Origin of the sequence: Guptibacillus hwajinpoensis, from assembly GCF_020524165.1 — a bacterium.
GTDB classification, from domain to species: Bacteria; Bacillota; Bacilli; order Bacillales; family Guptibacillaceae; genus Guptibacillus; species Guptibacillus hwajinpoensis_D.
The window spans coordinates 1-23,249 of sequence record NZ_JAIVKU010000012.1; the positions used below are offsets into that span (position 1 = coordinate 1).

22 protein-coding genes, 3 tRNA genes, 1 rRNA gene, 1 other RNA gene and 1 other annotated feature are annotated in these 23,249 nt (G+C 41.5%); of the genes, 4 read left to right on the forward strand and 23 right to left on the reverse strand.

All coding sequences use genetic code 11. From position 1 onward, the window contains the following. Nucleotides 1-200: 200 nt before the first annotated feature. The 8 genes from LC090_RS21620 to tadA all read right to left on the reverse strand — a co-directional run bounded on the left by LC090_RS21620 (nt 201) and on the right by tadA (nt 4,592). Nucleotides 201-467, reverse strand: a complete 267-nt coding sequence (locus LC090_RS21620) for a pro-sigmaK processing inhibitor BofA family protein (RefSeq protein WP_224591276.1) — start codon at nt 465-467, stop codon at nt 201-203. A 76-nt stretch (nt 468-543) separates the two neighbouring features. Next, on the reverse strand, nt 544-759 hold the full coding sequence (locus tag LC090_RS21625; RefSeq protein ID WP_159780760.1) for a YaaL family protein: 216 nt from the start codon (nt 757-759) through the stop codon (nt 544-546). 17 nt (nt 760-776) lie between these two features. After that, nucleotides 777-1,373, reverse strand: coding sequence for a recombination mediator RecR (gene recR, locus LC090_RS21630; RefSeq protein ID WP_226660155.1), 597 nt, complete (start codon nt 1,371-1,373; stop codon nt 777-779). An 11-nt stretch (nt 1,374-1,384) separates the two neighbouring features. Then, nucleotides 1,385-1,705 carry a YbaB/EbfC family nucleoid-associated protein gene (locus tag LC090_RS21635; protein ID WP_098445890.1) on the reverse strand — a complete coding sequence of 107 codons (321 nt, stop codon included), beginning with the start codon at nt 1,703-1,705 and terminating at the stop codon, nt 1,385-1,387. Between the two features lie 43 nt (nt 1,706-1,748). After that, nucleotides 1,749-3,440, reverse strand: coding sequence for a DNA polymerase III subunit gamma/tau (gene dnaX, locus LC090_RS21640; protein ID WP_226660156.1), 1,692 nt, complete (start codon nt 3,438-3,440; stop codon nt 1,749-1,751). Nucleotides 3,441-3,581: 141 nt separating this feature from the next. Beyond that, nucleotides 3,582-3,848: signal recognition particle sRNA large type (ffs, locus tag LC090_RS21645), an RNA gene on the reverse strand. Between the two features lie 99 nt (nt 3,849-3,947). Continuing rightward, nucleotides 3,948-4,040 (reverse strand) — tRNA-Ser (locus LC090_RS21650). A gap of 33 nt (nt 4,041-4,073) precedes the next feature. After that, nucleotides 4,074-4,592 (reverse strand): tRNA adenosine(34) deaminase TadA, encoded by a 519-nt coding sequence (gene tadA, locus LC090_RS21655; RefSeq protein ID WP_226660157.1) that lies wholly within the window; start codon nt 4,590-4,592, stop codon nt 4,074-4,076. 91 nt (nt 4,593-4,683) lie between these two features. Here tadA and LC090_RS21660 point away from each other — a divergent pair, with 91 nt between their 5' ends. Then, on the forward strand, nt 4,684-5,307 hold the full coding sequence (locus tag LC090_RS21660) for a cysteine hydrolase family protein (protein WP_226660158.1): 624 nt from the start codon (nt 4,684-4,686) through the stop codon (nt 5,305-5,307). A gap of 34 nt (nt 5,308-5,341) precedes the next feature. On the opposite strand, the gene LC090_RS21665 is transcribed toward LC090_RS21660, so the two are convergent. The 8 genes from LC090_RS21665 to LC090_RS21700 form a co-directional block, all read right to left on the reverse strand. After that, nucleotides 5,342-6,328 (reverse strand): hypothetical protein, encoded by a 987-nt coding sequence (locus tag LC090_RS21665; protein ID WP_226660159.1) that lies wholly within the window; start codon nt 6,326-6,328, stop codon nt 5,342-5,344. An 82-nt stretch (nt 6,329-6,410) separates the two neighbouring features. Then, nucleotides 6,411-7,673 carry a hypothetical protein gene (locus LC090_RS21670; protein WP_226660160.1) on the reverse strand — a complete coding sequence of 421 codons (1,263 nt, stop codon included), beginning with the start codon at nt 7,671-7,673 and terminating at the stop codon, nt 6,411-6,413. Between the two features lie 167 nt (nt 7,674-7,840). Then, nucleotides 7,841-7,916: transfer RNA gene (locus LC090_RS21675), tRNA-Arg, on the reverse strand. Between the two features lie 106 nt (nt 7,917-8,022). Beyond that, nucleotides 8,023-9,180: a homogentisate 1,2-dioxygenase gene (locus LC090_RS21680; RefSeq protein ID WP_226660161.1), complete on the reverse strand. Its 1,158-nt coding sequence runs from the start codon at nt 9,178-9,180 to the stop codon at nt 8,023-8,025. Further along, complete coding sequence (locus tag LC090_RS21685; RefSeq protein WP_226660162.1) at nt 9,143-10,072, reverse strand: fumarylacetoacetate hydrolase family protein; 930 nt, start codon at nt 10,070-10,072, stop codon at nt 9,143-9,145. Before LC090_RS21685 ends, LC090_RS21680 begins: the two co-directional genes overlap by 38 nt. 5 nt (nt 10,073-10,077) lie before the next feature. Beyond that, complete coding sequence (locus tag LC090_RS21690; protein WP_226660163.1) at nt 10,078-10,707, reverse strand: flavin reductase family protein; 630 nt, start codon at nt 10,705-10,707, stop codon at nt 10,078-10,080. 41 nt (nt 10,708-10,748) lie between these two features. Continuing rightward, nucleotides 10,749-11,855, reverse strand: coding sequence for a 4-hydroxyphenylpyruvate dioxygenase (hppD, locus tag LC090_RS21695; protein WP_226660172.1), 1,107 nt, complete (start codon nt 11,853-11,855; stop codon nt 10,749-10,751). A 592-nt stretch (nt 11,856-12,447) separates the two neighbouring features. Further along, a complete protein-coding gene (locus LC090_RS21700) occupies nt 12,448-13,644 on the reverse strand; it encodes a cation:proton antiporter (protein WP_226660164.1) in 1,197 nt (398 codons plus the stop codon). A 181-nt stretch (nt 13,645-13,825) separates the two neighbouring features. Here LC090_RS21700 and LC090_RS21705 point away from each other — a divergent pair, with 181 nt between their 5' ends. Then, a complete protein-coding gene (locus LC090_RS21705; protein ID WP_226660165.1) occupies nt 13,826-14,467 on the forward strand; it encodes a deoxynucleoside kinase in 642 nt (213 codons plus the stop codon). Beyond that, nucleotides 14,464-15,132, forward strand: coding sequence for a deoxynucleoside kinase (locus LC090_RS21710; protein WP_226660166.1), 669 nt, complete (start codon nt 14,464-14,466; stop codon nt 15,130-15,132). The genes LC090_RS21705 and LC090_RS21710 overlap by 4 nt, the downstream gene beginning before the upstream one ends. 133 nt (nt 15,133-15,265) lie before the next feature. Here the strand turns inward: LC090_RS21710 and LC090_RS21715 are convergent. The 6 genes from LC090_RS21715 to guaB form a co-directional block, all read right to left on the reverse strand. Further along, nucleotides 15,266-15,358: transfer RNA gene (locus tag LC090_RS21715), tRNA-Ser, on the reverse strand. Nucleotides 15,359-15,563: 205 nt separating this feature from the next. After that, nucleotides 15,564-16,838, reverse strand: coding sequence for a serine--tRNA ligase (gene serS, locus LC090_RS21720; RefSeq protein WP_226660167.1), 1,275 nt, complete (start codon nt 16,836-16,838; stop codon nt 15,564-15,566). Nucleotides 16,839-16,936: 98 nt separating this feature from the next. Next, nucleotides 16,937-17,141 (reverse strand) — a binding site (T-box leader). A gap of 66 nt (nt 17,142-17,207) precedes the next feature. Beyond that, nucleotides 17,208-17,801, reverse strand: a complete 594-nt coding sequence (gene pdxT, locus LC090_RS21725) for a pyridoxal 5'-phosphate synthase glutaminase subunit PdxT (RefSeq protein ID WP_226660168.1) — start codon at nt 17,799-17,801, stop codon at nt 17,208-17,210. A gap of 73 nt (nt 17,802-17,874) precedes the next feature. Then, nucleotides 17,875-18,762, reverse strand: a complete 888-nt coding sequence (pdxS, locus tag LC090_RS21730; protein ID WP_098445637.1) for a pyridoxal 5'-phosphate synthase lyase subunit PdxS — start codon at nt 18,760-18,762, stop codon at nt 17,875-17,877. Nucleotides 18,763-18,949: 187 nt separating this feature from the next. Beyond that, nucleotides 18,950-20,266 carry a D-alanyl-D-alanine carboxypeptidase family protein gene (locus LC090_RS21735; RefSeq protein ID WP_425590686.1) on the reverse strand — a complete coding sequence of 439 codons (1,317 nt, stop codon included), beginning with the start codon at nt 20,264-20,266 and terminating at the stop codon, nt 18,950-18,952. A gap of 173 nt (nt 20,267-20,439) precedes the next feature. Then, the gene (guaB, locus tag LC090_RS21740; protein ID WP_226660170.1) at nt 20,440-21,897 is read right to left on the reverse strand and encodes an IMP dehydrogenase; all 1,458 of its coding nucleotides are present in this window, start codon (nt 21,895-21,897) and stop codon (nt 20,440-20,442) included. 116 nt (nt 21,898-22,013) lie between these two features. On the opposite strand from guaB, the gene LC090_RS21745 reads away from it, so the two are divergent. Beyond that, entirely contained in the window at nt 22,014-22,979 is a 966-nt protein-coding gene (locus tag LC090_RS21745; RefSeq protein ID WP_226660171.1) for a YaaC family protein, read from the forward strand. 175 nt (nt 22,980-23,154) lie between these two features. Here the strand turns inward: LC090_RS21745 and rrf are convergent. Then, nucleotides 23,155-23,249: ribosomal RNA gene (rrf, locus tag LC090_RS21750) — 5S ribosomal RNA — on the reverse strand; the annotation flags it as partial.

The window sequence follows — 23,249 nt, forward strand, 5'->3', positions numbered from 1 at the left end:
GTCGTTTTCAGCGACTTTATTAATATACCATATTAACTCAGTTGGCGTCAACAACTTTTTTGAAATTGTTTTTCGTGTCAACCGCGTTGTTGCGGCGACCTATATAACTATATCAGGGTTATCTTTGATATGCAACCCCCTTTTTTAAAATTATTTCAGAAAAACAAAAAAGGACCCCCTCATTATAGGATCCTTTTGTTTCACCCTATGATAATAAGCTGAATAGCAGCAAGTGCTACAAGACCAGGAATTCCTAAGAAGCCTGTAACCACAGCTGTTCCTGGGTTGATCGGAACGTGTAAATCAAATGGACTTCCGAACGTATTTAGAAAGAACAGCAGTAAAGCGCCGATGGCTAGCTTTATTAACCCCTGGCCGATCCAACGCATTGGCCTCAGTGGGGCTCCTATGAAAAGAAGCAAAACAATACTTAGGACAAATAAGCCAATAATGAGTTTTGGGTCCATAATAGGCCTCCGCTCTTTTTTCTCAGAATTACTAAATCATATGTCTGTCCCAAAAAAAAAGAACGGGAAGTTTAAACTATCCCATTCTTATCTTTCTTCGTTTCGCTTCCTTTAATAGAAAGAAATATTTCGCTTCATCAACTTTCAGCTTTGCAAGAACCGCTCCAGAGGGCTCTACGCTACGCTCTACAATCTCTTTCTGCTTGTTCCATACTTCCTTTAATTCATATAGCGTCTGAATCAAACGCTCATCAGCTTCTTTACGTAAATAGCCTTTCCGCTTGAAGAACATTTTGTTTCCTCCTGACGCTACAATTCACGACGTCCTTCCATTGCTTTCGAAAGGGTGACCTCATCTGCATATTCAAGATCTCCCCCAACAGGAAGGCCATGAGCAATACGCGTAATTCGAATTCCTGTTGGTTTCACAAGACGAGCAATATACATTGCCGTTGCTTCCCCTTCAATTGTAGGATCGGTGGCGAGTATAATTTCCGTCACCTTATCGTCCTGCAGACGTTTTAATAACTCTGGCACTTTGATATCTTCCGGGCCAATTCCTTCTACGGGAGAGATGGCACCATGAAGCACGTGATAAAGTCCGGTGTAATCTTTCATTTTCTCAATAGCGATGACGTCTTTTGCATCTTGTACAACGCAAATAACTGTTTCATCGCGATGACTGTCTGAACAAATTCGACAAGGGTCCGTATCGGTAATGTGATTACATACAGAGCAATACGTTAGCTGTCGCTTCGCATTCACTAACGCTTTTCCGAAATCCAACACGTCATCGTCATTCATTTCAAGAACGAAAAAAGCCAGGCGGACCGCCGTTTTTGGTCCGATTCCCGGCAATTTCATAAAACTGTCGATCAGTTTTGAGATTGGTTCAGGATAATGCACCTGCGTACCCCCTAAAACATTCCTGGCATATTAAGCCCTTGCGTGAATTTCCCCATATCTTTGTTAACCAACTCATCTACATTACGAAGCGCATCATTTGTTGCAGCAAGTACAAGGTCCTGAAGCATATCGATGTCGTCTGGATCCACAACTTCTTCTTTTACAATAACTTCAAGAATTTCTTTATGTCCATTTGCTTTTACAAGAACCATGCCGCCGCCAGCTGAACCTTCAACGACTTTGTCTTTTAATTCTTCTTGCGCTTTTGCCATATCCTTCTGCATCTTTTGCATTTGCTTCATCATGTTATTCATGTTTCCTCCGCCACCCATGCCGCGTTTCATAATAAAATTCCTCCTTAGTTATCGTTCATTTTTAAGTTTGAATATCTAATAAATCATCGCCAACAAGGCGTCTTGCTTCAGCAATCAATGGATCTTCTGCTGGCTCTCCACCCTTTTCATCGGGTTCTGGTTCATCTCTTGTCTTCAAGAACTCAGCGCGAATTTCTTTCCACTCTGTTTCGACAATAGCAACCATTTCAAGCTGTTTCCCAACCGTACGTGAAAGTACTTGTTCTAGCGTACCACGAATGTTGTCTTTTGTTGCCATCTGGCAGTGCATATCATACTGAAAAGATAGCAGGAATGAGTTCTCGGTAGCTGCAACAGGCTCGCTATCCTTTAACCAGGCATGTGCAGAAACTTTTTCCTGACGCACGTTCTCCATCACTTCGCCCCAAACACTTTTCACTTTCATTAAATCCTGCTTGGTCGCTTTCTTCAGCATCTCTTTTATTCTACCATGAGAAACACCAGATTTCTGTCTGGAAGGTTTAAATTGTTTTTTCTGTTTCGGTTCACTTACTTCTTCTTGCTTCACCGTAACGCCTTGCTCTTTCAATGTCTTCAGCTCATTTTCGAGCTTTTGAATCCGATCCATTAATTCGCTTTGATCTTGAGTAGGCTGATTTTGACTACTCGTTTCATCCTGGCATATTTGGACAAGCGCTAATTCAAGGAAAATTCGCGGGTGGTTTGTCCACTTCATTTCCTGCTGACTGCGATTTAACGTCTCGATGACCGTGTAGATCCATTCTTTCGCTGATTGGTCACCTAACTGCTGGAACGTTTCATCAATTTTCACTCTCTCTACAACTTCTTCGAGTTGAGGTGCCGTTTGATAAAGTAATAAATCACGATAGTAATAGATCAGATCTTCTAGGAAACGTGCCGCATCTTTTCCATGATCCATTAATTCTTCCACTGCATTTAATGCTTCAGCAACATCTTTATTATAGAAAGCCATTGCGATTTTTGAAATCATTTTTTGAGACACGCTTCCTGTTACAGCAAGCACATCATCTAATACAACTTCTGCTTCACTATAAGAGATTGCCTGATCAAGGATGCTTAAAGCATCTCGCATTCCGCCATCTGCCGCTCGAGCGACTTGATAAAGTGCATCTTCTTCTACCTCAATATCCTGCGCATCAATAATCGTTTGTAAACGCCCCACAATGTCCTGCGCTGTAATTCTTCTCATATCAAAACGCTGACACCTTGAGATGATCGTTAATGGGATTTTATGAGGCTCCGTCGTCGCCAGAATAAACACCACATGCTTTGGAGGCTCTTCTAATGTTTTTAGAAGAGCATTGAACGCTCCAGTTGAAAGCATGTGAACTTCATCTATAATATACACCTTATAGGAAACTGAACTTGGTGCATACTTCACTTTATCGCGAATGTCACGAATGTCGTCGACCCCTGTATTAGAGGCGGCATCAATTTCAATAACGTCAGAAATCGACCCATCTGTAATCCCAAGACACGCTGAACATTCATTACAAGGTTCAGCCACTGGTGCCTTTTCACAGTTAATCGCTTTCGCAATAATTTTGGCAGCACTCGTTTTTCCCGTTCCTCGAGGTCCTGTAAACAAATAGGCGTGAGAGATTTTTTGCTGTACGAGTGCGTTCTGAATTGTTCTGGTGACATGCTTTTGACCGACCACATCTTCAAACGTTTGCGGTCGCCAAACACGGTATAGCGCTTGATAACTCATTCGCCTACTCTCCTCCTAACCTCTTCATACGTTTCTATTATACCGTTTCATCGCTTTTAATTCAAAAGTCAATCCTACGAAAACGATACTAAAAAACTCACCCTTTTAAAAGAGTGAGTTTGAATAATTAAATTAAGTAAACCGTGCACCTTCCTTCGATAAAGCCACCACAGGCGTTACCTGAACAGTTAGCTCGATCCGGGCACTCCCGCGGCACACAGAGGGTACCTACTTACTGCTGCTTCCTTCCGGACCTGACAGGGTTCATAGGACTCTGTTGCGCAGGACCCGAATGTCAACACCACTTATTCAGGTCAGACCCTGCAGTGGCTAAACCTCGGGAAGGGATTCAGTCTCGCTATAGCGGATTGCGAGTACAGGGCACCGCTAATTCCCCACCTAGCACGGCAAATTTGATAACATTGTTGTGCACTCGAATGGTGCAAAATAAAGTATATCGCATTTCGACCATTTTAGCAACCGGTCAAAGACACCATTAAATGTAAATGGCGGAGGCGAGAGGATTTGAACCCCCGCGACGCGTGAACGTCCTAACTGATTTCGAGTCAGCCCCCTTCAGCCAGACTTGGGTACGCCTCCATCAATCGTTGTCTCACTGACAAAAGAACTATATCATGTCTTTTCAGGATTTTCAATGAATGATAATCGATGCTTTTCCTCTTTCCGTTTTTCTCTTAAGAGGCGAAAAAAAGCCGTAAGCATTGTGCCACATTCCTCTTCACATATGCCAGGCATAACAGCGGCCTGATGATTAAATCGATTGTCATCAAGTAGATTCATTAACGTACCAGCACAACCACCTTTCGGATCAGAAGCACCATACACCACTCGCTCCACTCGCGACAACACAATGGCGCCGCTGCACATGGCGCAAGGCTCGAGCGTAACGTAGAGCGTGCAGTCTGTTAAACGCCATGATCCTACTTTCTGACACGCAGCATCAATCGCAAGTAACTCAGCGTGGGCAACGGCTCGTTGTTCCGTTTCTCTAAGATTATAAGCTGATGCAATCACTTCCTCTTCTTTTACAATGACTGCACCTATTGGAACTTCTCCTATGGCAGAAGCTTTCTCCGCTTCTGCCATTGCAAGTCGCATAAAGTACTCATCTTTTTCAAGTTGATTCTGCATTTCTTTCCCTCCTTAACGGTCGTTTTATCTATGAACGGTTTGGGTAAACTACATATTATTCCAATTATTTATTAAAAGGAGAGGAGTTCAGATGAGTAAAAAACATATTGAACATAGTCATCAAGATACATCCGCCGCTCTCTTACTAATTGATGTAATCAATACAATGGATTTTGAAGATGCTGAACTTCTTGCGAGGTACACAGAAGAAACAGCAGACAATATAAAGTCTTTAAAAGAAAAAGCTAAAGCAAAAGGAATGCCTGTCATCTATGTTAATGATAATTATGGCTTATGGCAATCCGATTTCAAAAAGGTCATTAACTACGCCGCCGAAGCGAACGGCCAGCACCTAGTTGATCGCCTTGAACCAGAAGATGATGATTATACTGTCGTAAAGCCAAAGCACTCTGGCTTTTTTTCAACACCACTCTCAACACTACTTAAATACTTAAACGTTAATACGCTAATTCTTACTGGTTTTGCAGGGAACATTTGTGTGCTCTTTACTGCAAACGATGCTTATATGAGAGAATACGACCTTTATATCCCATCCGATTGCTGTGCATCTAATGTGAAAGAAGACAACGACTATGCCCTTCGATTAATGCAAGGAAACTTAAAAGCAAATACTCAAGCCTCACAGGCATTAAAGCTAGACGACCTCATCGAAAAAGCAAACAAACGGAAAACAATAACCGCATATGAAGGATAAGGAAAGCCCCTCTTCACTGAAGAGGGGCTAACATTTATGAGCTTGTTTGAAAATAAGCTGGCCTTTGTTCAAAGGCAGCATTTAAATAGGTCACCATTAGCTTATCATCGAAAAGCTTGCTACCTTTTCGAAGGCTTTGACAGTATCCGTCTCTAAACTCAAGGCGATCAATTAAGAAAGAATGTCCATAGCCACTATTGACCGTTACTTCAATGACACGCTCTTTTGCTGCAAAGGTAAGGGTCGTATCGTTAATCTGGAAACGAACTTCCTCAAGATACGTTGAATGGTAAAGACAGGTCATGCAGCGAACAACTTCGTAATATCCTCCATCAGTCGTTACGCGCTCTGTTTTATATCGCTTCAAATCAGAATCGATGTACATCATCACATCCTGAACCTTTTTAGTTGAAATAGCCAGTTGAACACTTGTATTTAAAGACTGATAGAAACGTTTCTTAATGCCAACTTTATAAAACACGAGGCCCATACACCATGTCACAATGAGAACCGGTAACAAAATCGTTAAAATTTCTTTTTCGAAAATGGTCCAATCGTAATACCAGATGAGAAATAGAACAGCAATCGAAAAAAGAAGGCCAGCTAAAAAGGTTTGAGGTCGATAATCGCGAAAGTCTTTTTCTGCTGTCGCCAGTTCTGCTTTAAGCCATTCGAGCTCATATAAATCAAAACGCTGAAGCTCTTTCTGCTGCCAGGCTGCATCCTTCATCCAACCTTCGGATCGTTTATGATGCAAAAAGCCTTTGAAAAAATTATGTAGATGTGAATTTGTTTCCATCTTCCGCTCAATCGTTTGCCTGAAGGCACGATCATATTGCCGAGCAATCGCACTCATACCTTGAGCAGCGACGAGAAGGATAAGTAATAATAAGAAAAGCTGCCCCCACGGATTATTTGAAAATACGGATTGTAAACCATCCATCACGGGAGAAAGCTCTGATTTAAGATTGATGCCAACGGCACGAAATAATTCAGCCAATGTCCCTTTCCAATCGTCCAACTTAAAATCCTCCCAACTCTCCATACTACTACTATCATATCACCTTTATGCCGCTTTAGCTTGCATTTTTTAACAATGTTTCCTACTCACGATGAGGTTTAATGATCCAACCTACCTTCACATACACAGGTAAATGGGACACCTGTACTTGAATGCTTTTAGACCTTTCATAAAACCCTCGGTCGATCATGAATACGATTCGATTTTGTTGACCACTAAGTAAACGAGGATTGCGCTTCTCTCCCTTTTCATTTACGGCTTCCATTTCGATCTGTTTTTTATATTTCATGTTTACAAAAGGCTCATTAGAAGCGATCGAATTCACTAATAAGTTGAAAGTGACACCATCCTCGTTATAAAAGAGGGTATCTTTAATGAAATCAGATCCATATATAGATGCAATCGGCTCATGTAACCGATGCGTATAAGTTGATTCTTTGATTCGTTTATAAATTTCATATTGATTTGGGTCAACGGCAAAAGTCACTTCTTTTTGCGGTGAGCCTATTAATCCATTAAGATGAATTTCATTAGGCAACTCAGTTCCACTTGGAAAAGAGATGGCGTAATGACCACTGAGTTCTTCTACTAGTAACGGCTCTACCTCTTCACCTCTGATGGAAAGTATCAGGTCAATTGCAACAATTTTTGAAAGAGGAGAACTTACCTCAATGATAAGTCGGCTATCTGATGGCGTCATTTCCCAACGCAACACCGTTATGGTTGTTTTATCATATTTCTTTGTTTCATTGATATGCGTCGTATTCTTTGGTTCTTTCTCGTACTGATAAGACACGGGCACATCAACTGAAGCAGTTCGCTTTCCACTGACAATCGTTTTAAGGGCTCCATCCCATGCTTGAATAGGCTCGTTTGTCTCGGAATTAACGATGGATTGAAACGTCCCCTTCATATAATAGTCATTTTCAAATAGAACACCGTCTTCAGTATCAACGAGTTTCAATACAGAAGCCTTACCAGAAGCATCTTCTATCACAAGTTGATCGATTGTCGGGAGATCTTCTCTATTTCTTGTTATGACAAACTCGCTATTCGACACGTCAACATGATAGAAAACATAGAAGTTATGCCGAGAGTACCAGACGCCATCCAAGTTTATTTTAAAATCATCTGGTAGGGGCATATCGTTTAATGCTTGATAGTCTCCAGACTGCATAGCAAGTTCAAGTCCAGGAGTGGTTTTTTTAAAATAAGGAACGATCTCTTCAACCTTTTCCACAGTTAACACATCATCAAGTACACTCTTGTCCTTTCCGATGACTGTAAACGTAATAAATGCCGCTCCTAAAAGAACAAGGAGGGCAAGCCATTTACGCTTCCCCATACCAATTCACTCATTTCCGCTCGTTCGTTCGTTACTGTTTCGCTATACAGGGCAGCGTTTCCTTTTATGTAGTTGTACATATCGTTAAAGTGGTAAGAAAAAGAGGAATGAAGAAAATAGAGGGTAAAAAAACAAAATAAAAAACCCTTATCTCATAAGGATTTAAATGGTGGCCCCGAGAGGAATCGAACCTCCGACCTGCGGTTTAGGAAACCGTTGCTCTATCCCCTGAGCTACGGGGCCGAATGTCTAACATTATACAGCAAAATCCTATAAAGCAAAAGCATCATGCTAAATAATTATCGCGCGATCAATTGACCGCGCGACGTCCGTTCATTTCCCCAATTTGTTAGTCCGTGACCCAGCTCTTCATATAATTCACATCTTCAAACTGTTGGACCTGTTCGATGACTTTAAGCGGACGGAACGTATCTACCATGACTGCAAGCTCGAGCGTTTCTTTTTTTCCGATGCTTGCCTCTATTTTTCCTGGATGAGGACCGTGTGGAATACCTGAAGGATGGAGTGTGATGGAGGCCTCCTCAATTCCTTTCCGGCTCATAAAATTCCCCTCTACGTAGTAAAGCACTTCATCACTATCTACATTGCTATGAAAATACGGTGCTGGAATAGCATCAGGATGATAGTCATAAAGCCTTGGTACAAAGGAGCAAACGACAAAGTTATGCCCTTCAAAGGTTTGATGCACGGGTGGAGGCTGATGCACTCGCCCGGTAATTGGCTCAAAATCATTGATGTTAAACTTCCATGGATAAAGGTAGCCATCCCAACCGACAACATCAAGTGGATGATGATCAAACACATGGCGATGCAGTCCTCCTCGCGTTTTTGTCACGACGTCAAACGAGCCTTTTTTATCAAAAGATAGAAGGCGTTCAGGGCCATTAATATCTCGCTCGCAAAAAGGACTATGCTCCATCAGCTGACCGTATTCATTTCGGTATCTTCTCGGCGTAGTGATTGCACTGTTTGCTTCTAATACGAGCCAGCGGTTATCCTCGCCGTCTGGGATAACACGATAAATGCTTCCGATTGGCATAACGATATAGTCGCCCGGCTTATAAGAGAGCTCTCCAAACATCGACTCAATCTTCCCTGTTCCATGATGGATAAAGAAAAGCTCGTCTCCATCGCCATTTCGATAAAAATAATCCATCGCTTCTGTTGGATTTACCACCCCAAGAATCAGATCCTCATTCCCCAGGAAATAACACCGCTCGACAACTGCATCGCCTTTTTTGTCATATTGTGCCGTTCGGAAATGACGATGACGTAGGGCGCTCTCTGCTTCATACTCGGGAGCAGTTGATTTCATGAACGTTGCTTCGGTGACCGCCGTTGGGAAATGGTGATGATACAAAATTGACTGAATGCCAGAAAACCCCTTCGTACCCATCACTTGTTCTCGATATAAAGAGCCATCCTCTTTTTTAAATGTAGTGTGGCGCTTAGAGGGAATCTCCCCCATTTTCCGATAGTAAACCATGCGCATCCTCCTCTCCAACGACATTTGTAAGCGTGCCTAGATGAGTTATAGACAAATCAACTCGATCACCAGGCTTAAGAAATTCGCGTCCCGATTGTTCAAGAATACAGCCGCTCCCAACCGTACCTGAACCGATTATTTCGCCAGGATATAAAGTGACATTCCGCGAAGCCTGTTCTATGAGTTCAGCAAAAGAATAGTACATGTTTTTCGCATTTCCCAAGGAATATTGCTCGCCATTGACGAACGCCTCCATCTGTAAATCGAGCTTTCCCTGTTCAATAGATAGCTCGTCAGTCGTCACAAGAGAGGGACCGAAGGAAGTAGCAAAATCCTTTCCTTTTGCCGGACCTAAGCCTACCTTCATTTCTTGGGCTTGAATGTCACGTGCGCTCCAATCATTCATGATCATAAAGCCGAACATATAGTCTTTTGCCTGACTTGCTTTAATGTTACGACCTTCTTTTCCGATGACACAGGCAATTTCTAGTTCATAGTCTAGTTTTTCACATTTATCTGGCCGTAAAACAACATCGCCAGGCCCTTTTACAGCAAGATGGTTTGAAAAATAGAAAACCGGAATCTCATACCATTCTGGTACTACGTCAAGTCCTCTTTTCCCCCTTGCTGTAATGACATGGTCTTCAAATGCATAAAAATCTCTGATGCTTATTGGATGAGGAAGAGGTGCATATAGCCTAACATTCTCAAGTGTGTAACCCCCATTGTGACATTGCTCAATGAGCGGTTGATAGCGAGGATAATCAACAATAATCTTCATAAGATCTTCCGGAATAACCCCATTAGAAGCTTCATGCAAACCGATAATACGTGAGTCTTTGAAAATACCCGCTTGTCTTTTACCATCCACTTCAAAAGTAACGAACTTCAAACGTCTCAGCTCTTTCCATCAGGAGATGTTTTTCGTAGTAATGTAAAAGTATCTGATACGGCTCTCGTATATTCTTGTCCGGCTAGTCTCCCTACTGGCTGGAGCCCCTCCGTATTAATCTTGCCATCTTGATACAATGCATCACGTACGTGAACCATCACAACTTTGCCAATCACAAGACTCCCCGAGCCTTCATAATCACCAAACTCCACAATCTGATCCAGAACACATTCGAGCTGCACGTCGCTCTCTTCCACCCTCGGAGGGCCGACCAGTTCACTTTCAGCTTTCGTCAGCCCAGATTCAAGAAACTCATCTGTTCCTTTTGGAAAAGGTGTTGCGCACTCGTTCATTTGCTCGACAATTTTTTCACCAACAATATTAATCACAAATTCTCTGGACTCTTCGATATTTAAAAGGGTATCCTTCTTATCGCCTTTCCCCGCCTTACGCATCGGCGCAAAACAAACCATCATGGGGTCAGCACAAATACCTGTAAAAAAGCTAAAGGGCGCAAGGTTAACTTCGCCCCCTTTATTCATTGTGGAGACAAAAGCAATAGGGCGAGGTAACACAGATCCAATTAACAATTTATACGCGTCTTTCCAGGCTAACGTATCAGGTTCAACTTTCATGAAACAGGCAACTCCTTCTTCGATAGGTTAACGCTAAACTTCTATAAGTTGCCTCGACGTTCCTGCTCCCGCTCAATCGCCTGGAATAATGCTTTGAAGTTACCTTCTCCGAAGCCTTTCGCCCCTTTACGCTGTATAATCTCAATAAACAACGTTGGTCGATCCACAACAGGCTTTGTGAAGATTTGAAGCAAGTAGCCCTCATCATCACGATCGACAAGAATTTTTAATTCACGTAGTTTGCTAATCTCTTCATCAATCTCACCTACTCGTTCAGTGAGCACATCATAATAGTCATCTGGTGTCTCAAGAAACTCAACTCCGCCATCGCGAAGTTTTGCGACAGTATCCACAATGTCATTCGTCAAGACAGCAATGTGCTGAACACCTGGTCCATTGTAATAATCGAGGTATTCTTGAATTTGCGATTTTCGTTTCCCATTTGCAGGCTCATTAATCGGGAATTTAATACGTCCTCCGTTATGCATCACTTTCGACATTAATGCAGAGTACTCCGTGCTAATATCTTCATCATCAAAGTGAATCATTTGCTTAAAGCCCATGACGTTCTCGTAATAAGACACCCACTCTTCCATTGACTCTACGTTTCCAACGCAGTGATCAATCCCAAGCAAGCCCGTTTCCTTTGAAGGAATATTCCCTTCAAACTTTTTGAAACCTGGGAGAAAAAGTCCGGAATAGTTTTTTCGTTCGACTAACGTATGAATGGTATCACCATATGTTCCAATGACCGCCATCTTCACTACTCCATGCTCATCTTTGTATTCTTTTGGTGGACTTAATTCAATGGCTCCACGCTCAGCTGCTTCTTTGTAAGCGCTATCAATATTTTCTACTGTTAAAGCAATATCTTTTACGCCATCTCCGTGCAATTTGACAAACTCTGCAATAGGATGATCATTCGACAGCGCACCAGATAAAACGAGGCGAATATTATTTTGCTGTAGCACATAAGATACTTTGTCACGATCCCCTGTTTCAAGCCCTGAATAAGCAACAGGCTTAAATCCGAACGCATGACAAAAATAATGGCTTGCCTGCTTCGCATTTCCAACATAAATCTCCAAATAATCGACATCTCGTACCGGGAAAAAATCAGCCGTTTCCTGTTGATTTTGATTCAACATTTGCTCCTGCACAATCATCCCTCCAAAATTAGTTTGTCACTCAGCTTAAACGTATAGCTTTTTCCATTTCCTTTCAAGAACATCTGCTAAAGCCATAACGCATTAAATGAAAAGCGGAAGTGGGCCCGTTTAAATCCGCAGGATGTTGGAACCCTTGAGAATGAGACGATTTTTGTCTCAATCGAAAGGGTGAAACAGCCGGAGGATTTGGCCCGCGCAGCTAGACATGAAAAGCGAAGGCGAGCGTTTAGAAACGGAGATATTGGAACTCTTGAACTAGAACACGGTCTTTATGTTCTGGTGAAAGAGTGAAATATCGCAGTTTCTGCGAGTCGTAGTTGGATCTCACGAAAAGCGGAAGGGGGCGTTTAGACACGGCAGGCAAAGTGACGAACCCATCGACAAATCCCCTCCCCGCTCGTTCGCGGAATTAATTCTATTTTCGCAGATATATTACGATTATCGCGGAATTAAAAGAGCTTTTCGCGGAAAAAACGGAAATAACGCGGAATTCCGTTTACTAGAAGGGCTCACCGAATTAATATAGACTCCCATTTGCTTGAAATGATGGCTGACGCTTCAATGTCAGCGTCTATTTCGCCTTTTTCTCAAAATAACTAGACATCGGATAGATCGTTATGCTTTGAAAAACAAGAGATAACAGTACTGCCCCAAAGGTGAGAGAGATAAGCGTGCTATCTCCTGATCCATATTCAGATTCTAAACTTAGAAGGAGAGCAACCGACATTGTTCCTCGGATACCGGACCAAGTAACGAGCGAAATATCTTTCCAATTAAACTCATTTCGCCAGGCTGAAAAAGATTTAATAATACCGGCAAGCACAAGGAAGCGGACAACGACAGATGCCAGAAAGATTAATACTGCAAATATCCAGTAGTTAAAGTCTAGATAATTGGTTGTTTCAATTCCAATCAAAAGAAAAATCAGGGCAAGAATACTTGGCTCAACGACTTCCCAGAAGCTATTGAGGTATTCTCTATAGTGCGATTCTTTAATAAAGCCATCAAGTTCATAAGAAAGCATGATCCCTGCAGCTACAACGGAAAGAACACCTGATACACCAAGATTTTCTGCTACATAAAAACTCCCATAAGCAAGAACAATACTTAGCATCACCTGATATTGACGTTGATGTGTAAAAGAAATAGCTCGGCAGACAACCCAACTAAATATGGCCCCGATCGCAATTCCTCCAATGGACACCAAAGCAAAGTCATAAATAAACGAACTAATGGAAAAGCTCTTATCACCAAGATACATGCCAGCGAACACTGTAAAAAGAACAATACTCGTTCCATCGTTAACCATCGACTCTCCTTCAACCACATCGGCTATTTTCGGGTCTTTTGATGCCTGTTTTAGTATTGAGACGACAGAAACGGGATCGGTAGGAGTAAGGATAGAGGCAATCAATAAAGCTCCAACAAAGGATAGAGACAAAAATGCTCCGCTCATAACAAACAAGAAACTCCCAAGGATAAGAGCACTAAATAGTAGTCCCGCCGTGCTTAATGCCACAATAATACCAGCGTGCTTCTTTAGATGGGCGAATGGAAATTGATAGGCAGAAATAAACAGAAGGGCCGGAAGAAACCATTCAAAAATAATGTCTTTCGTTATATGTACGGAACTAAAGAATGGAAGATAAGAAAGGCTAATTCCTAAAACTAATAAGACCAGTGGTGCCGGAAAATTTTTTTGCTTGTTATCAATTGTATATACTAAATAGCCAATGAACAGTAAAATTAAGATCTGATTAGAATCCATGATTTCACTCCTTTGTATAAGTGTCATTCCCTACACCTTTTAGACTTGAAACAGGCAGGCTTTATTTACCTCTAACTTGCTTGCTTTAGCCCTGTCAACAGTTGGTGGTGTATGCTACAATAATCTTTGTCTATCAAAGATAAGCAAGGTCTGCTATAGGAAACGACGGAGGAGGATACGTATGAATCAGACCCCATTTATTGCCGTCGAAGGCCCCATCGGAGTTGGAAAGACCTCCCTATCACGAGCAATTGCTGCTCATTACCAATTTGAACTTTTTCAAGAAATCGTAGAAGAGAATCCATTTCTCGGTAAGTTTTACGACAACATTGAAGAGTGGAGCTTCCAAACCGAGATGTTTTTTCTCAGCCATCGATACAAACAGTTAGAGGAAATGGAGAAGCATCATTTATCAAAGCAGCTTCCCGTTATTTCTGATTATCACATTTTTAAAAATAAAATATTTGCTCAACAGACACTTAGTGACAAGCACTGTTCTAAATATATGAAGATCTATGACATTCTAACCGAGGGAATGCCGGAACCGAACGTCATTATCTATTTAAATGCTAGCCTTGAAACGCTGCTAAATCGTATTTCACAGCGAGGAAGACAGATTGAAAAAAGCATCGACCCCGCTTACCTCGAGCGTCTTTCTTCTGATTATGAACGGTTTATGCAAGAATTTGAAGCACAACATCCAGATATTCCTGTGCTCCGTTTCAATGGTGATGAGATGGATTTTGTGTCGAATCAAGATGATTTACTCACCATCTTCCAATCCCTCGAAAAAACATTGAAAGAAGGAGACCCTGTAAAATGAATCTCAGAGAAAAATATAACATCCCACAGGACGCCGTTATTACAATTGCTGGTACAGTAGGCGTTGGGAAGTCTACGATTACGAGTTCACTTGCGAACGCCTTACTATTTAGAACTTCTCTTGAAAAAGTAGATAACAATCCCTATTTAGAGAAATTCTATAATGACTTCTCTCGCTGGAGCTTTCACTTGCAAATTTATTTCCTTGCCGAACGCTTTAAAGAGCAGAAGAGAATGTTTGAATACGGTGGAGGATTTGTTCAAGATCGTTCTATTTATGAAGATACAGGCATTTTTGCAAAAATGCACTATGAGAAAGGAACAATGTCGGCTGTTGACTACGACACCTATACAAACCTTTTTCAATCTATGGTAATGACACCCTTCTTCCCACATCCGGATCTCATGATTTACCTTGAAGGCTCATTTGATGACGTTGTCGGTCGCATTAAAGAGCGCGGTCGTCCAATGGAGCAACAAACGCCAATTGCTTATTGGGAAGAAATGTACGAACGCTACACAAACTGGATCGACAGCTTCAATGCCTGCCCGATTCTTCGCTTAAATATAAATGAGTATGACCTAGTTAACGATCCATCTTCTGTTGAACTTATTTTAAAACGTATTGAACAGAAGTTTCAGCAAATACCACAACTAAGTCGTTAATCTAAAAAAGCTATCCATTTTGGATAGCTTTTTTCACCTTACTATAATTGGACATAGAAAAACCGCTGTCGGCGATGACAGCGGTCGAAATATAATCTCCAAATTATATGCGCGTTGGTTATTAATTAGTAAATGGAGGAGGAAGAGGGATTCGAACCCCCGCGGGCGACTAAGCCCCTGTCGGTTTTCAAGACCGATCCCTTCAGCCAGACTTGGGTATTCCTCCGTGTGAAGAAGTTATTAACTAACTGCGACAAGTAATATATTATCATCGTCTTAGTATAATGTCAACAAAATCACAAAACTTTTTCAAAAAAATATTGTGTTGAATATTAAGGCGATTGATGTCGAAAATCGACACTTATTACTATACACGATTAAAGATAAAAAATAAAGAGCAGATTTCTCTGCTCTTTATCACTTATTACTTATTACTTAATTACTTCACGACCACCCATGTATGGACGCAGTACTTCAGGAACAATCACAGAGCCATCCTCTTGTTGGTAATTCTCTAGGATGGCAGCAACGGTTCTTCCGATTGCAAGACCAGATCCGTTTAATGTATGAAGGAATTCAGGTTTCCCGTTCTTTTCACGACGGAAGCGAATGCCTGCACGACGTGCCTGGAAGTCTTCAAAGTTACTGCAAGAAGAGATTTCACGATAGGTACCATAGCTTGGAATCCAAACTTCAATATCGTATTTCTTTGCTGCAGTAAAACCGAGATCAGCGGTACACATGCTCATAACGCGATAAGGAAGCCCCAACAGTTGTAGCACTTTCTCTGCGTGCCCAGTGAGCTTTTCAAGCTCGTCATAAGAATCTTCAGGCTTCACGAAGCGAACGAGCTCTACTTTATTAAATTGGTGCTGACGAATTAACCCACGAGTATCGCGCCCTGCAGAACCAGCTTCAGAACGGAAGCAAGCACTGTAAGCTGTATAGGCAAGTGGAAGATCTTCTCCGTCCATAATTTCATCACGGTGGAAGTTTGTAACTGGCACTTCAGCTGTTGGAATTAAGAAGTAATCTTCTTCACGAATTTTAAAAGCATCCTCTTCAAATTTAGGAAGCTGACCAGTACCAGTCATGCTCTCACGATTCACAAGGTATGGAGGAAGAATCTCTTCATAGCCATGCTCAGATTCATGAAGGTCCATCATAAAGTTAATTAAAGAACGTTCCAAACGCGCTCCAGCACCTTTATAGAAAGCAAATCTGCTTCCAGTTACTTTGGCTGCACGTTCGAAGTTAATGATGTTAAGATCTGTTGCAATATCCCAGTGAGGCTTTGCTTCAAATACAAAATTGTTTTTCTCTCCCCACGTACGAATTTCGATGTTATCATCTTCCGTTTCACCAACGGGTACGCTCTCATGAGGAATATTTGGGATTTGAAGAAGAATTTGTTCAAGCTCTGTCTCAACAGCGCGAAGCTCTTCATCAATTGTTTTAATCTTATCGCCTACTTCACGCATCTCTTTAATAAGGTGATCGGCATCTTTCTTCTCGCGTTTAAATACCGCCACGTTTTTAGAAACTTCATTACGCTGTCCCTTTAACTGCTCAGTTTCAGCGATAAGCTCTCTTCTGCGCTGGTCAAGCTCCTCAAAACGATCAAGACCGACTAGATCTTCCCCACGCTTTGATAGCTTTACTTTGACTTCTTCAAAATTTTTACGCAAATACTTTAAATCGATCATGCTTTTTCCTCCTTTATTAATGAATGATAAACGCGTTAAGGAAAACCATTAGGAGTGATAGGTAGGGTTTTTGAATACAAAAAAGCCCTCATCCCCTATAAAGGGACGAGAGCTACCCGCGTTGCCACCCTGATTGCAGACATTTGTCCGCCTCTTAACAGAATAACGGTCTGCTCCGAGAAAGCTTACTTTATTCAGCTTCCTACTCAGGGATGGATTCACAGGGTTCAATGATCGATTCACACCACACATCGACTCTCTTGGCATTGAACATCTATTACTATTTCCCGTCAACGTTTTCGTTTATCATTCGTCAAATGCAGAAAAAGAATTCTCTTCTTCTTGGTACGTAATAATTTACACGAAAAGTTACTCCGTTGCAAGTCCTTCTTTCTTAAATTCCAAAACCATGTCAATAAACATTTGATGCATGCGATCATCGTCTGTTAATTCTGGATGGAAAGCACACGCGAGAAAACGTCCATGACGTGCCGCTACAATTTTATCATTAAATGTTGCTAGCACCTCCACGTCATCTCCAACTTCCTCTATATATGGTGCACGAATGAAGACACCGATATAGTCTTCTTCTAATCCTTTAATCGATAGTGGGGCTTCAAAACTTTCACGCTGTCGCCCGAATGCATTTCTTTTTGCCTTTACATCCATGACTCCAATATGAGATCCATCCACTCCTTCAATATGCTTTGAAAGAAGAATCAATCCAGCACATGTACCAAAAATAGGTTTCTCAGCTGCAAATGCCTTAAGCGGCTCTAGAAAACCATATTGATCAATTAAACGACGCATTGTCGTGCTTTCTCCACCGGGAAGCACGAGACCATCTAAATCCTCAAGCTGTTCAACACGTTTTACGACAATAATTTCTGCTTCTTTAGTTTCAAGTGCTTTTACATGTTCTCTGATCGCACCTTGCAGTCCAAGGACTCCGACTTTGACCATACTGCTCTCGACTCCTTCTCTTTATCTAAGTAAGAACCCCACCTTGTGTTACGCAGGTGGGGGACAAATGATTTTACCAGCCGCGCTCTTGCATACGGTCTGATGGCTTAAGTGAAGAAATTTCAATTCCTGGCATTGCGATACCAAGGTTCTTAGAAATATTTGCGATCAATTCATAATCCTGATAGTGAGTGGTTGCTTCTACAATCGCTTTAGCAAATTTCTCAGGATTATCTGATTTGAAAATTCCTGAACCAACGAATACGCCGTCAGAACCAAGTTCCATCATTAACGCTGCATCTGCAGGTGTTGCAATACCACCAGCAGCAAAGTTAACAACCGGAAGACGTCCAAGTTCTTTGATTTGAAGAAGAAGCTCAAATGGCGCCTGAAGATTTTTCGCTTCAGTCATCAATTCATCTTCAGACATGCTTGAGATTTTACGAATTTGGGATTGAATAAGACGCTGATGACGCACAGCTTCAACAACGTTACCAGTTCCAGGTTCACCTTTCGTACGAAGCATCGCTGCACCTTCACCTACGCGGCGCAGTGCTTCACCTAGGTTACGCGCTCCACATACAAATGGAACTGTGTACTTACGCTTATCAAGATGGAATTCTTCGTCAACCGGCGTAAGAACTTCACTTTCGTCAATGTAGTCAACGCCCATTGATTCAAGAACGCGTGCTTCTACAATGTGACCAATACGGCATTTTGCCATTACTGGAATCGATACAGCGTTCACAACGTCTTCTACAATTGTAGGATCAGCCATACGTGCTACGCCGCCAGCTGCACGAATATCAGATGGTACTCGTTCTAGTGCCATTACTGCTACTGCACCAGCTTCTTCTGCAATTTTCGCCTGCTCTGCATTGACAACGTCCATAATAACGCCGCCTTTTTGCATTTCAGCCATACCACGTTTTACACGATCTGTACCTGTTTGTTGATTCATCTATATTCCTCCCATATCTATACTTAGAAACGTCTATTATACACGACATCTATCAAACGCTTTTATTGTAACATTTTTTTATGACTTGTCCTATCACATGTGGCTTGATTTCGTAAAAGATTTAGAAAAATACTCCTCGATTACCGCATCGAAGAGTATTTTTTCCAAAAAAGCCTATTATTATGAATTAAAACAGCCCCGTCACTGCATCTGCTACACTTGTCCAAACACCCGAGAAGAAGCCACCAATGGCGCGCATGGTAAGTGTAAACCAACCGGCTTTTTCAACTGTTTCAGTTGCTACAAGAGGTACTGAAGAACCCTTGTCCCCTGATATGTAACCAAAATCTTCACCTGTTGATTTTAAAACAACTTTTCCGACCTTGTCGCCTTCTTTAATCGGTGCAGTTAATTCTCCATCTTCGTTAAGAAGAGATTCATCGTATTCATAGCTAAGTTTAAATGGTTCTTCCGTATTTTTCACCGTTACAGAATCAAACGACTCACCAGCAGCTACGCCAACTTCTTTTTCTTTTCCTTTTACAACATTAACCGATGATTTCCCATCTGCTTTATCGCCTTTTGAAACAATTGTTTTCGATTCAAATTGATCAAAACCATAATTCAGTAATTTTGACGTTTCTTCGAAGCGAGCTTCATAAGAGTCGGTTTTCATAACAACTGAAATTAACCGCATATCCCCCTGTTTAGCAGTTCCAGTAAACGCAAAACCAGCTAAATCAGTTGAACCTGTTTTAAGTCCATCGATACCTTCTACTTTGTATTTATTTGCATAGATAAGAGAAGGAAGTAGCCAGTTCCAGTTTTTCATTATAATTTCATCATCTGTACCTTCACGAAACTTTTTCTCAGGCGTGCTTGTTGTTTCAAGCACTTCTGGATAATCTTTCAAAAGATTATACGCAAGAAGCCCTGTTGAACGAGCGGACATCATATTTTCTTCATCTGGATCTCCCGCAGGATGATTTCCTAGAAGGTCTCTATTGTTTAACCCTGAGCTATTGACGAACTTGTACTCTTTCATGCCCATTTCTTTTGCTTTGGCATTCATCATTTCAACGAACTTTGCTTCCGTTCCAGCAACATGCTCGGCAAGAGCCATTGTAGCAGCATTTGCAGAGTAAATCGCCATCGCTTCATATAATTCCTTAACTGTATACTGTTCACCCACACGAAGTGGTACGTTTGAAAGAGAACGGTTCTGAGATAACTTTTGGATCGTATCACTTACAGTCACTTTCTCATCCCAACTAACTTCACCTTTACTAATCGCTTCAAGCACTAAATACTCCGACATCATCTTTGTCATGCTTGCAGGTGAGAGTGTTAATTCAGGATTTTTTTGATATAAAATTTTCCCTGAACTTGCATCAATTAAGATTGCTGCTTCCGCTTTGATGTCTGGCGCCTCTGCAGCCTTTGCAGCATTGCCTCCACCGAATGTTCCTGCTATTAATAATACCATCGCCATGGTTGCGATCATGGCCTTCAAACCAAGGTTTTTCAACCCCTACACCTCCAAATAAGTCTCACATAACCGCTATTCTATCACACCTAAAATTAAAAAAATAGATAGAGGAAAGTCCCCTATCTACTTTTCGAAAAGATTCAGCTGTTTTTGTCACATACCTGTTATAACTTATGCCTAAAGCCCTATTAGACCGAGTAGTTTGGTGCTTCTTTCGTCACCTGAACATCGTGTGGATGACTCTCACGAAGTCCGGCACCAGTAATCCGCACAAATTGGCTATCCTCACGTAGAGAGTTTAACGTTCTTGTTCCACAGTATCCCATTCCTGATCGTAAACCACCGATTAATTGATGGATTGTATCAGCAAGAGGTCCTTTGTAAGGCACACGTCCTTCAATACCTTCAGGAACTAGCTTAGACATATTTTCCTGGAAATAACGATCTTTACTTCCCTTTTCCATTGCTCCAATTGATCCCATACCTCGATAAACTTTAAATTGACGCCCCTGGTAAATTTCACGTTCGCCTGGGCTCTCATCAACGCCTGCAAGGATGCTACCTAGCATAACAGCATGTCCTCCTGCAGCAATTGCCTTAACGATATCTCCTGAGAACTTAATGCCTCCATCAGCAATAATGCTAACACCGTGTTTACGTGCCTCTGTTGCACATTCATACACTGCAGTAATCTGAGGTACACCGACTCCAGCGATAACACGAGTCGTACAAATGGATCCAGGTCCGATTCCTACTTTAACAACATCTGCGCCTGCTTCAATTAAAGCTTTTGTTCCTTCAGCTGTCGCAACGTTACCTGCAATGATAGGAAGATCAGGATAAGCACTTTTGATTTCACTTACTTTTGTCATAATGCCTTCTGTATGACCATGCGCCGAATCTAAAACAATAACATCCACACCAGCTTCGACAAGTTTTTCAACTCGTTTCAGTGCATCCGTTGTATTACCTACAGCTGCCCCTACTAGTAAACGACCTCTGCTATCTTTAGCGGATTGGGGAAACTGAATAACCTTTTCAATATCTTTAATGGTAATAAGACCTTTTAGCGTCCCGTCTTCATCTACAAGTGGAAGCTTTTCAATGCGATGTTTTTGGAGGACACGCTCAGCTTCTTTTAACGTTGTGCCGACTGGAGCTGTGACAAGATTTTCTTTTGTCATGACCTCTTTTATTTGGATAGAATAGTCTTCAATAAAACGAAGATCACGATTAGTAAGGATACCAACTAGCTTGCGTTCTTCATTCACAATGGGAACACCTGAGATACGATACTTGCCCATAAGATGCTCAGCATCAAATACTTGATGCTCTGGCGTGAGAAAGAAAGGATCTGTGATAACACCACTTTCTGAACGTTTAACACGATCAACATGCTCAGCTTGTTCTTCCATTGACATACTCTTATGGATAATACCTAATCCACCTTGTCTTGCCATCGAGATTGCCATAGGCGCCTCTGTTACTGTATCCATACCAGCACTAATGATCGGAATATTTAATTCAAGATCTTTTGTAAGCTGAGTTTTCACCGATACTTCCCTCGGTAGTACATCTGAAAAAGCTGGTGTTAATAATACATCGTCGAAGGTTAACCCTTCTTTAGCAAACTTTGTTTCCCACATTCCTTTCATCCTCCTCTAATCGAATTGTCCGAAATTTTATTAGTAGCTTATCAATTGGTTAAACTACTGTCAAGAAAGATAGAATAAGTTTGAATTATCAAACATGGAGGGCTCCTATGGGATATTCTGGACATCATCAATCAGACAACTTTGCCTATCACTCAGCCTCATATGTTCAGCAATATTTAAAGGAATGTTATTCTAAAATTGAACTTCCAGATGCCGAACGAAAAAGCTACGACACCTGCTATCGCTTTATGTATTTTATTGAATACGGAGATCGCTATTACCGACATGCCGAAACGGCTGATGCCGAGTTAAAACCCATCCTTCTTTTCTACGGGATGATTCAGCTTATAAAAGCTTGTTTGATTACGATGGACCCTAATTATCCAGGAGACACTCATGTACTTGCACATGGTGTAACATCTCGAAAACGAAAAAAGCGGCAGTATGCTTTCTTACAAGATGAAGTAAAGGGTCAAAAAAACGGACTCTTTGAATACTTTTCAAGGAAAATGTTTCATGTGAAACAGGTCGAAGGTGAAAAGTATAAGATGGAAGATCTTTTATCCCTTATTCCTGAAATTAGTCCGCTGTTTAAGAAACTGAATCGAAAAGTAACAAAGTATACACTGACCTCCCTTACGCCGAATTCATTTACTGTACCTTCGAGTATTCTTGATTCACTAAACATGACTGTTGAGCGTTTTGAGTCTTACCTTCAGCAACAAGGAATACCTTCTTCAAAAGTGATTACACAAACGCGTGACTTAATAACTTTGCAAGTACTTGAGGTGCCCGTAAGAGAGCTACAAGAGCGCCCTTTTCTGTATGATAAGAATGGCATTTATCTTCCCGCAGAGCGCAGTCAGTACAATCCTATAACTGAAGTAATGGCACATTATCTAATTTTATATAATTTAAGTATGATTTGCCGATACGAAACGGAATGGTGGGGGGATTTGTTTCATACACAGGAGTCTGTCGATCTTCCTTTTATTCTACAATTTCTTGACGTAACTTCCGAAAAAATTCCGAAGTTGCTTTATGCTTTTTTAGAAAAGAGAGGTCAGCAGTGATCCGTGATAAAAACAGGTCGCTTGAAACCCCATAAAGCTGTTTTAGAATTAATTCCGCGCTTTTCATGACTAATTCCTCGAACGCGCTAAATGAGGGCTTTCAGCTAGTAAAACCGCATCCGTAAAACCATACAAAAAAGGCGAGAAACCTTTTGGTCTCTCGCCTTTCTTCGTTGCCCAGCGACGTCCTACTCTTGCAGGGGGAGATCCCCCAACTACCATCGGCGCTGAAGAGCTTAACTTCCGTGTTCGGCATGGGAACGGGTGTGA

Coding starts and splice junctions, on each gene's coding strand:
- LC090_RS21620 (WP_224591276.1), bottom strand. CDS start 467: ATGGACCCAAAACTCATTATTGGCTTATTTGTCCTAAGTATTGTTTTG.
- LC090_RS21625 (WP_159780760.1), bottom strand. CDS start 759: ATGTTCTTCAAGCGGAAAGGCTATTTACGTAAAGAAGCTGATGAGCGT.
- LC090_RS21635 (WP_098445890.1), bottom strand. CDS start 1,705: ATGGGTGGCGGAGGAAACATGAATAACATGATGAAGCAAATGCAAAAG.
- dnaX (WP_226660156.1), bottom strand. CDS start 3,440: ATGAGTTATCAAGCGCTATACCGTGTTTGGCGACCGCAAACGTTTGAA.
- tadA (WP_226660157.1), bottom strand. CDS start 4,592: ATGCAGAATCAACTTGAAAAAGATGAGTACTTTATGCGACTTGCAATG.
- LC090_RS21660 (WP_226660158.1), top strand. CDS start 4,684: ATGAGTAAAAAACATATTGAACATAGTCATCAAGATACATCCGCCGCT.
- LC090_RS21670 (WP_226660160.1), bottom strand. CDS start 7,673: ATGGGGAAGCGTAAATGGCTTGCCCTCCTTGTTCTTTTAGGAGCGGCA.
- LC090_RS21680 (WP_226660161.1), bottom strand. CDS start 9,180: ATGGTTTACTATCGGAAAATGGGGGAGATTCCCTCTAAGCGCCACACT.
- LC090_RS21690 (WP_226660163.1), bottom strand. CDS start 10,707: ATGAAAGTTGAACCTGATACGTTAGCCTGGAAAGACGCGTATAAATTG.
- hppD (WP_226660172.1), bottom strand. CDS start 11,855: ATGTTGAATCAAAATCAACAGGAAACGGCTGATTTTTTCCCGGTACGA.
- LC090_RS21700 (WP_226660164.1), bottom strand. CDS start 13,644: ATGGATTCTAATCAGATCTTAATTTTACTGTTCATTGGCTATTTAGTA.
- LC090_RS21705 (WP_226660165.1), top strand. CDS start 13,826: ATGAATCAGACCCCATTTATTGCCGTCGAAGGCCCCATCGGAGTTGGA.
- LC090_RS21710 (WP_226660166.1), top strand. CDS start 14,464: ATGAATCTCAGAGAAAAATATAACATCCCACAGGACGCCGTTATTACA.
- serS (WP_226660167.1), bottom strand. CDS start 16,838: ATGATCGATTTAAAGTATTTGCGTAAAAATTTTGAAGAAGTCAAAGTA.
- pdxT (WP_226660168.1), bottom strand. CDS start 17,801: ATGGTCAAAGTCGGAGTCCTTGGACTGCAAGGTGCGATCAGAGAACAT.
- pdxS (WP_098445637.1), bottom strand. CDS start 18,762: ATGAATCAACAAACAGGTACAGATCGTGTAAAACGTGGTATGGCTGAA.
- LC090_RS21735 (WP_425590686.1), bottom strand. CDS start 20,266: ATGATCGCAACCATGGCGATGGTATTATTAATAGCAGGAACATTCGGT.
- guaB (WP_226660170.1), bottom strand. CDS start 21,897: ATGTGGGAAACAAAGTTTGCTAAAGAAGGGTTAACCTTCGACGATGTA.
- LC090_RS21745 (WP_226660171.1), top strand. CDS start 22,014: ATGGGATATTCTGGACATCATCAATCAGACAACTTTGCCTATCACTCA.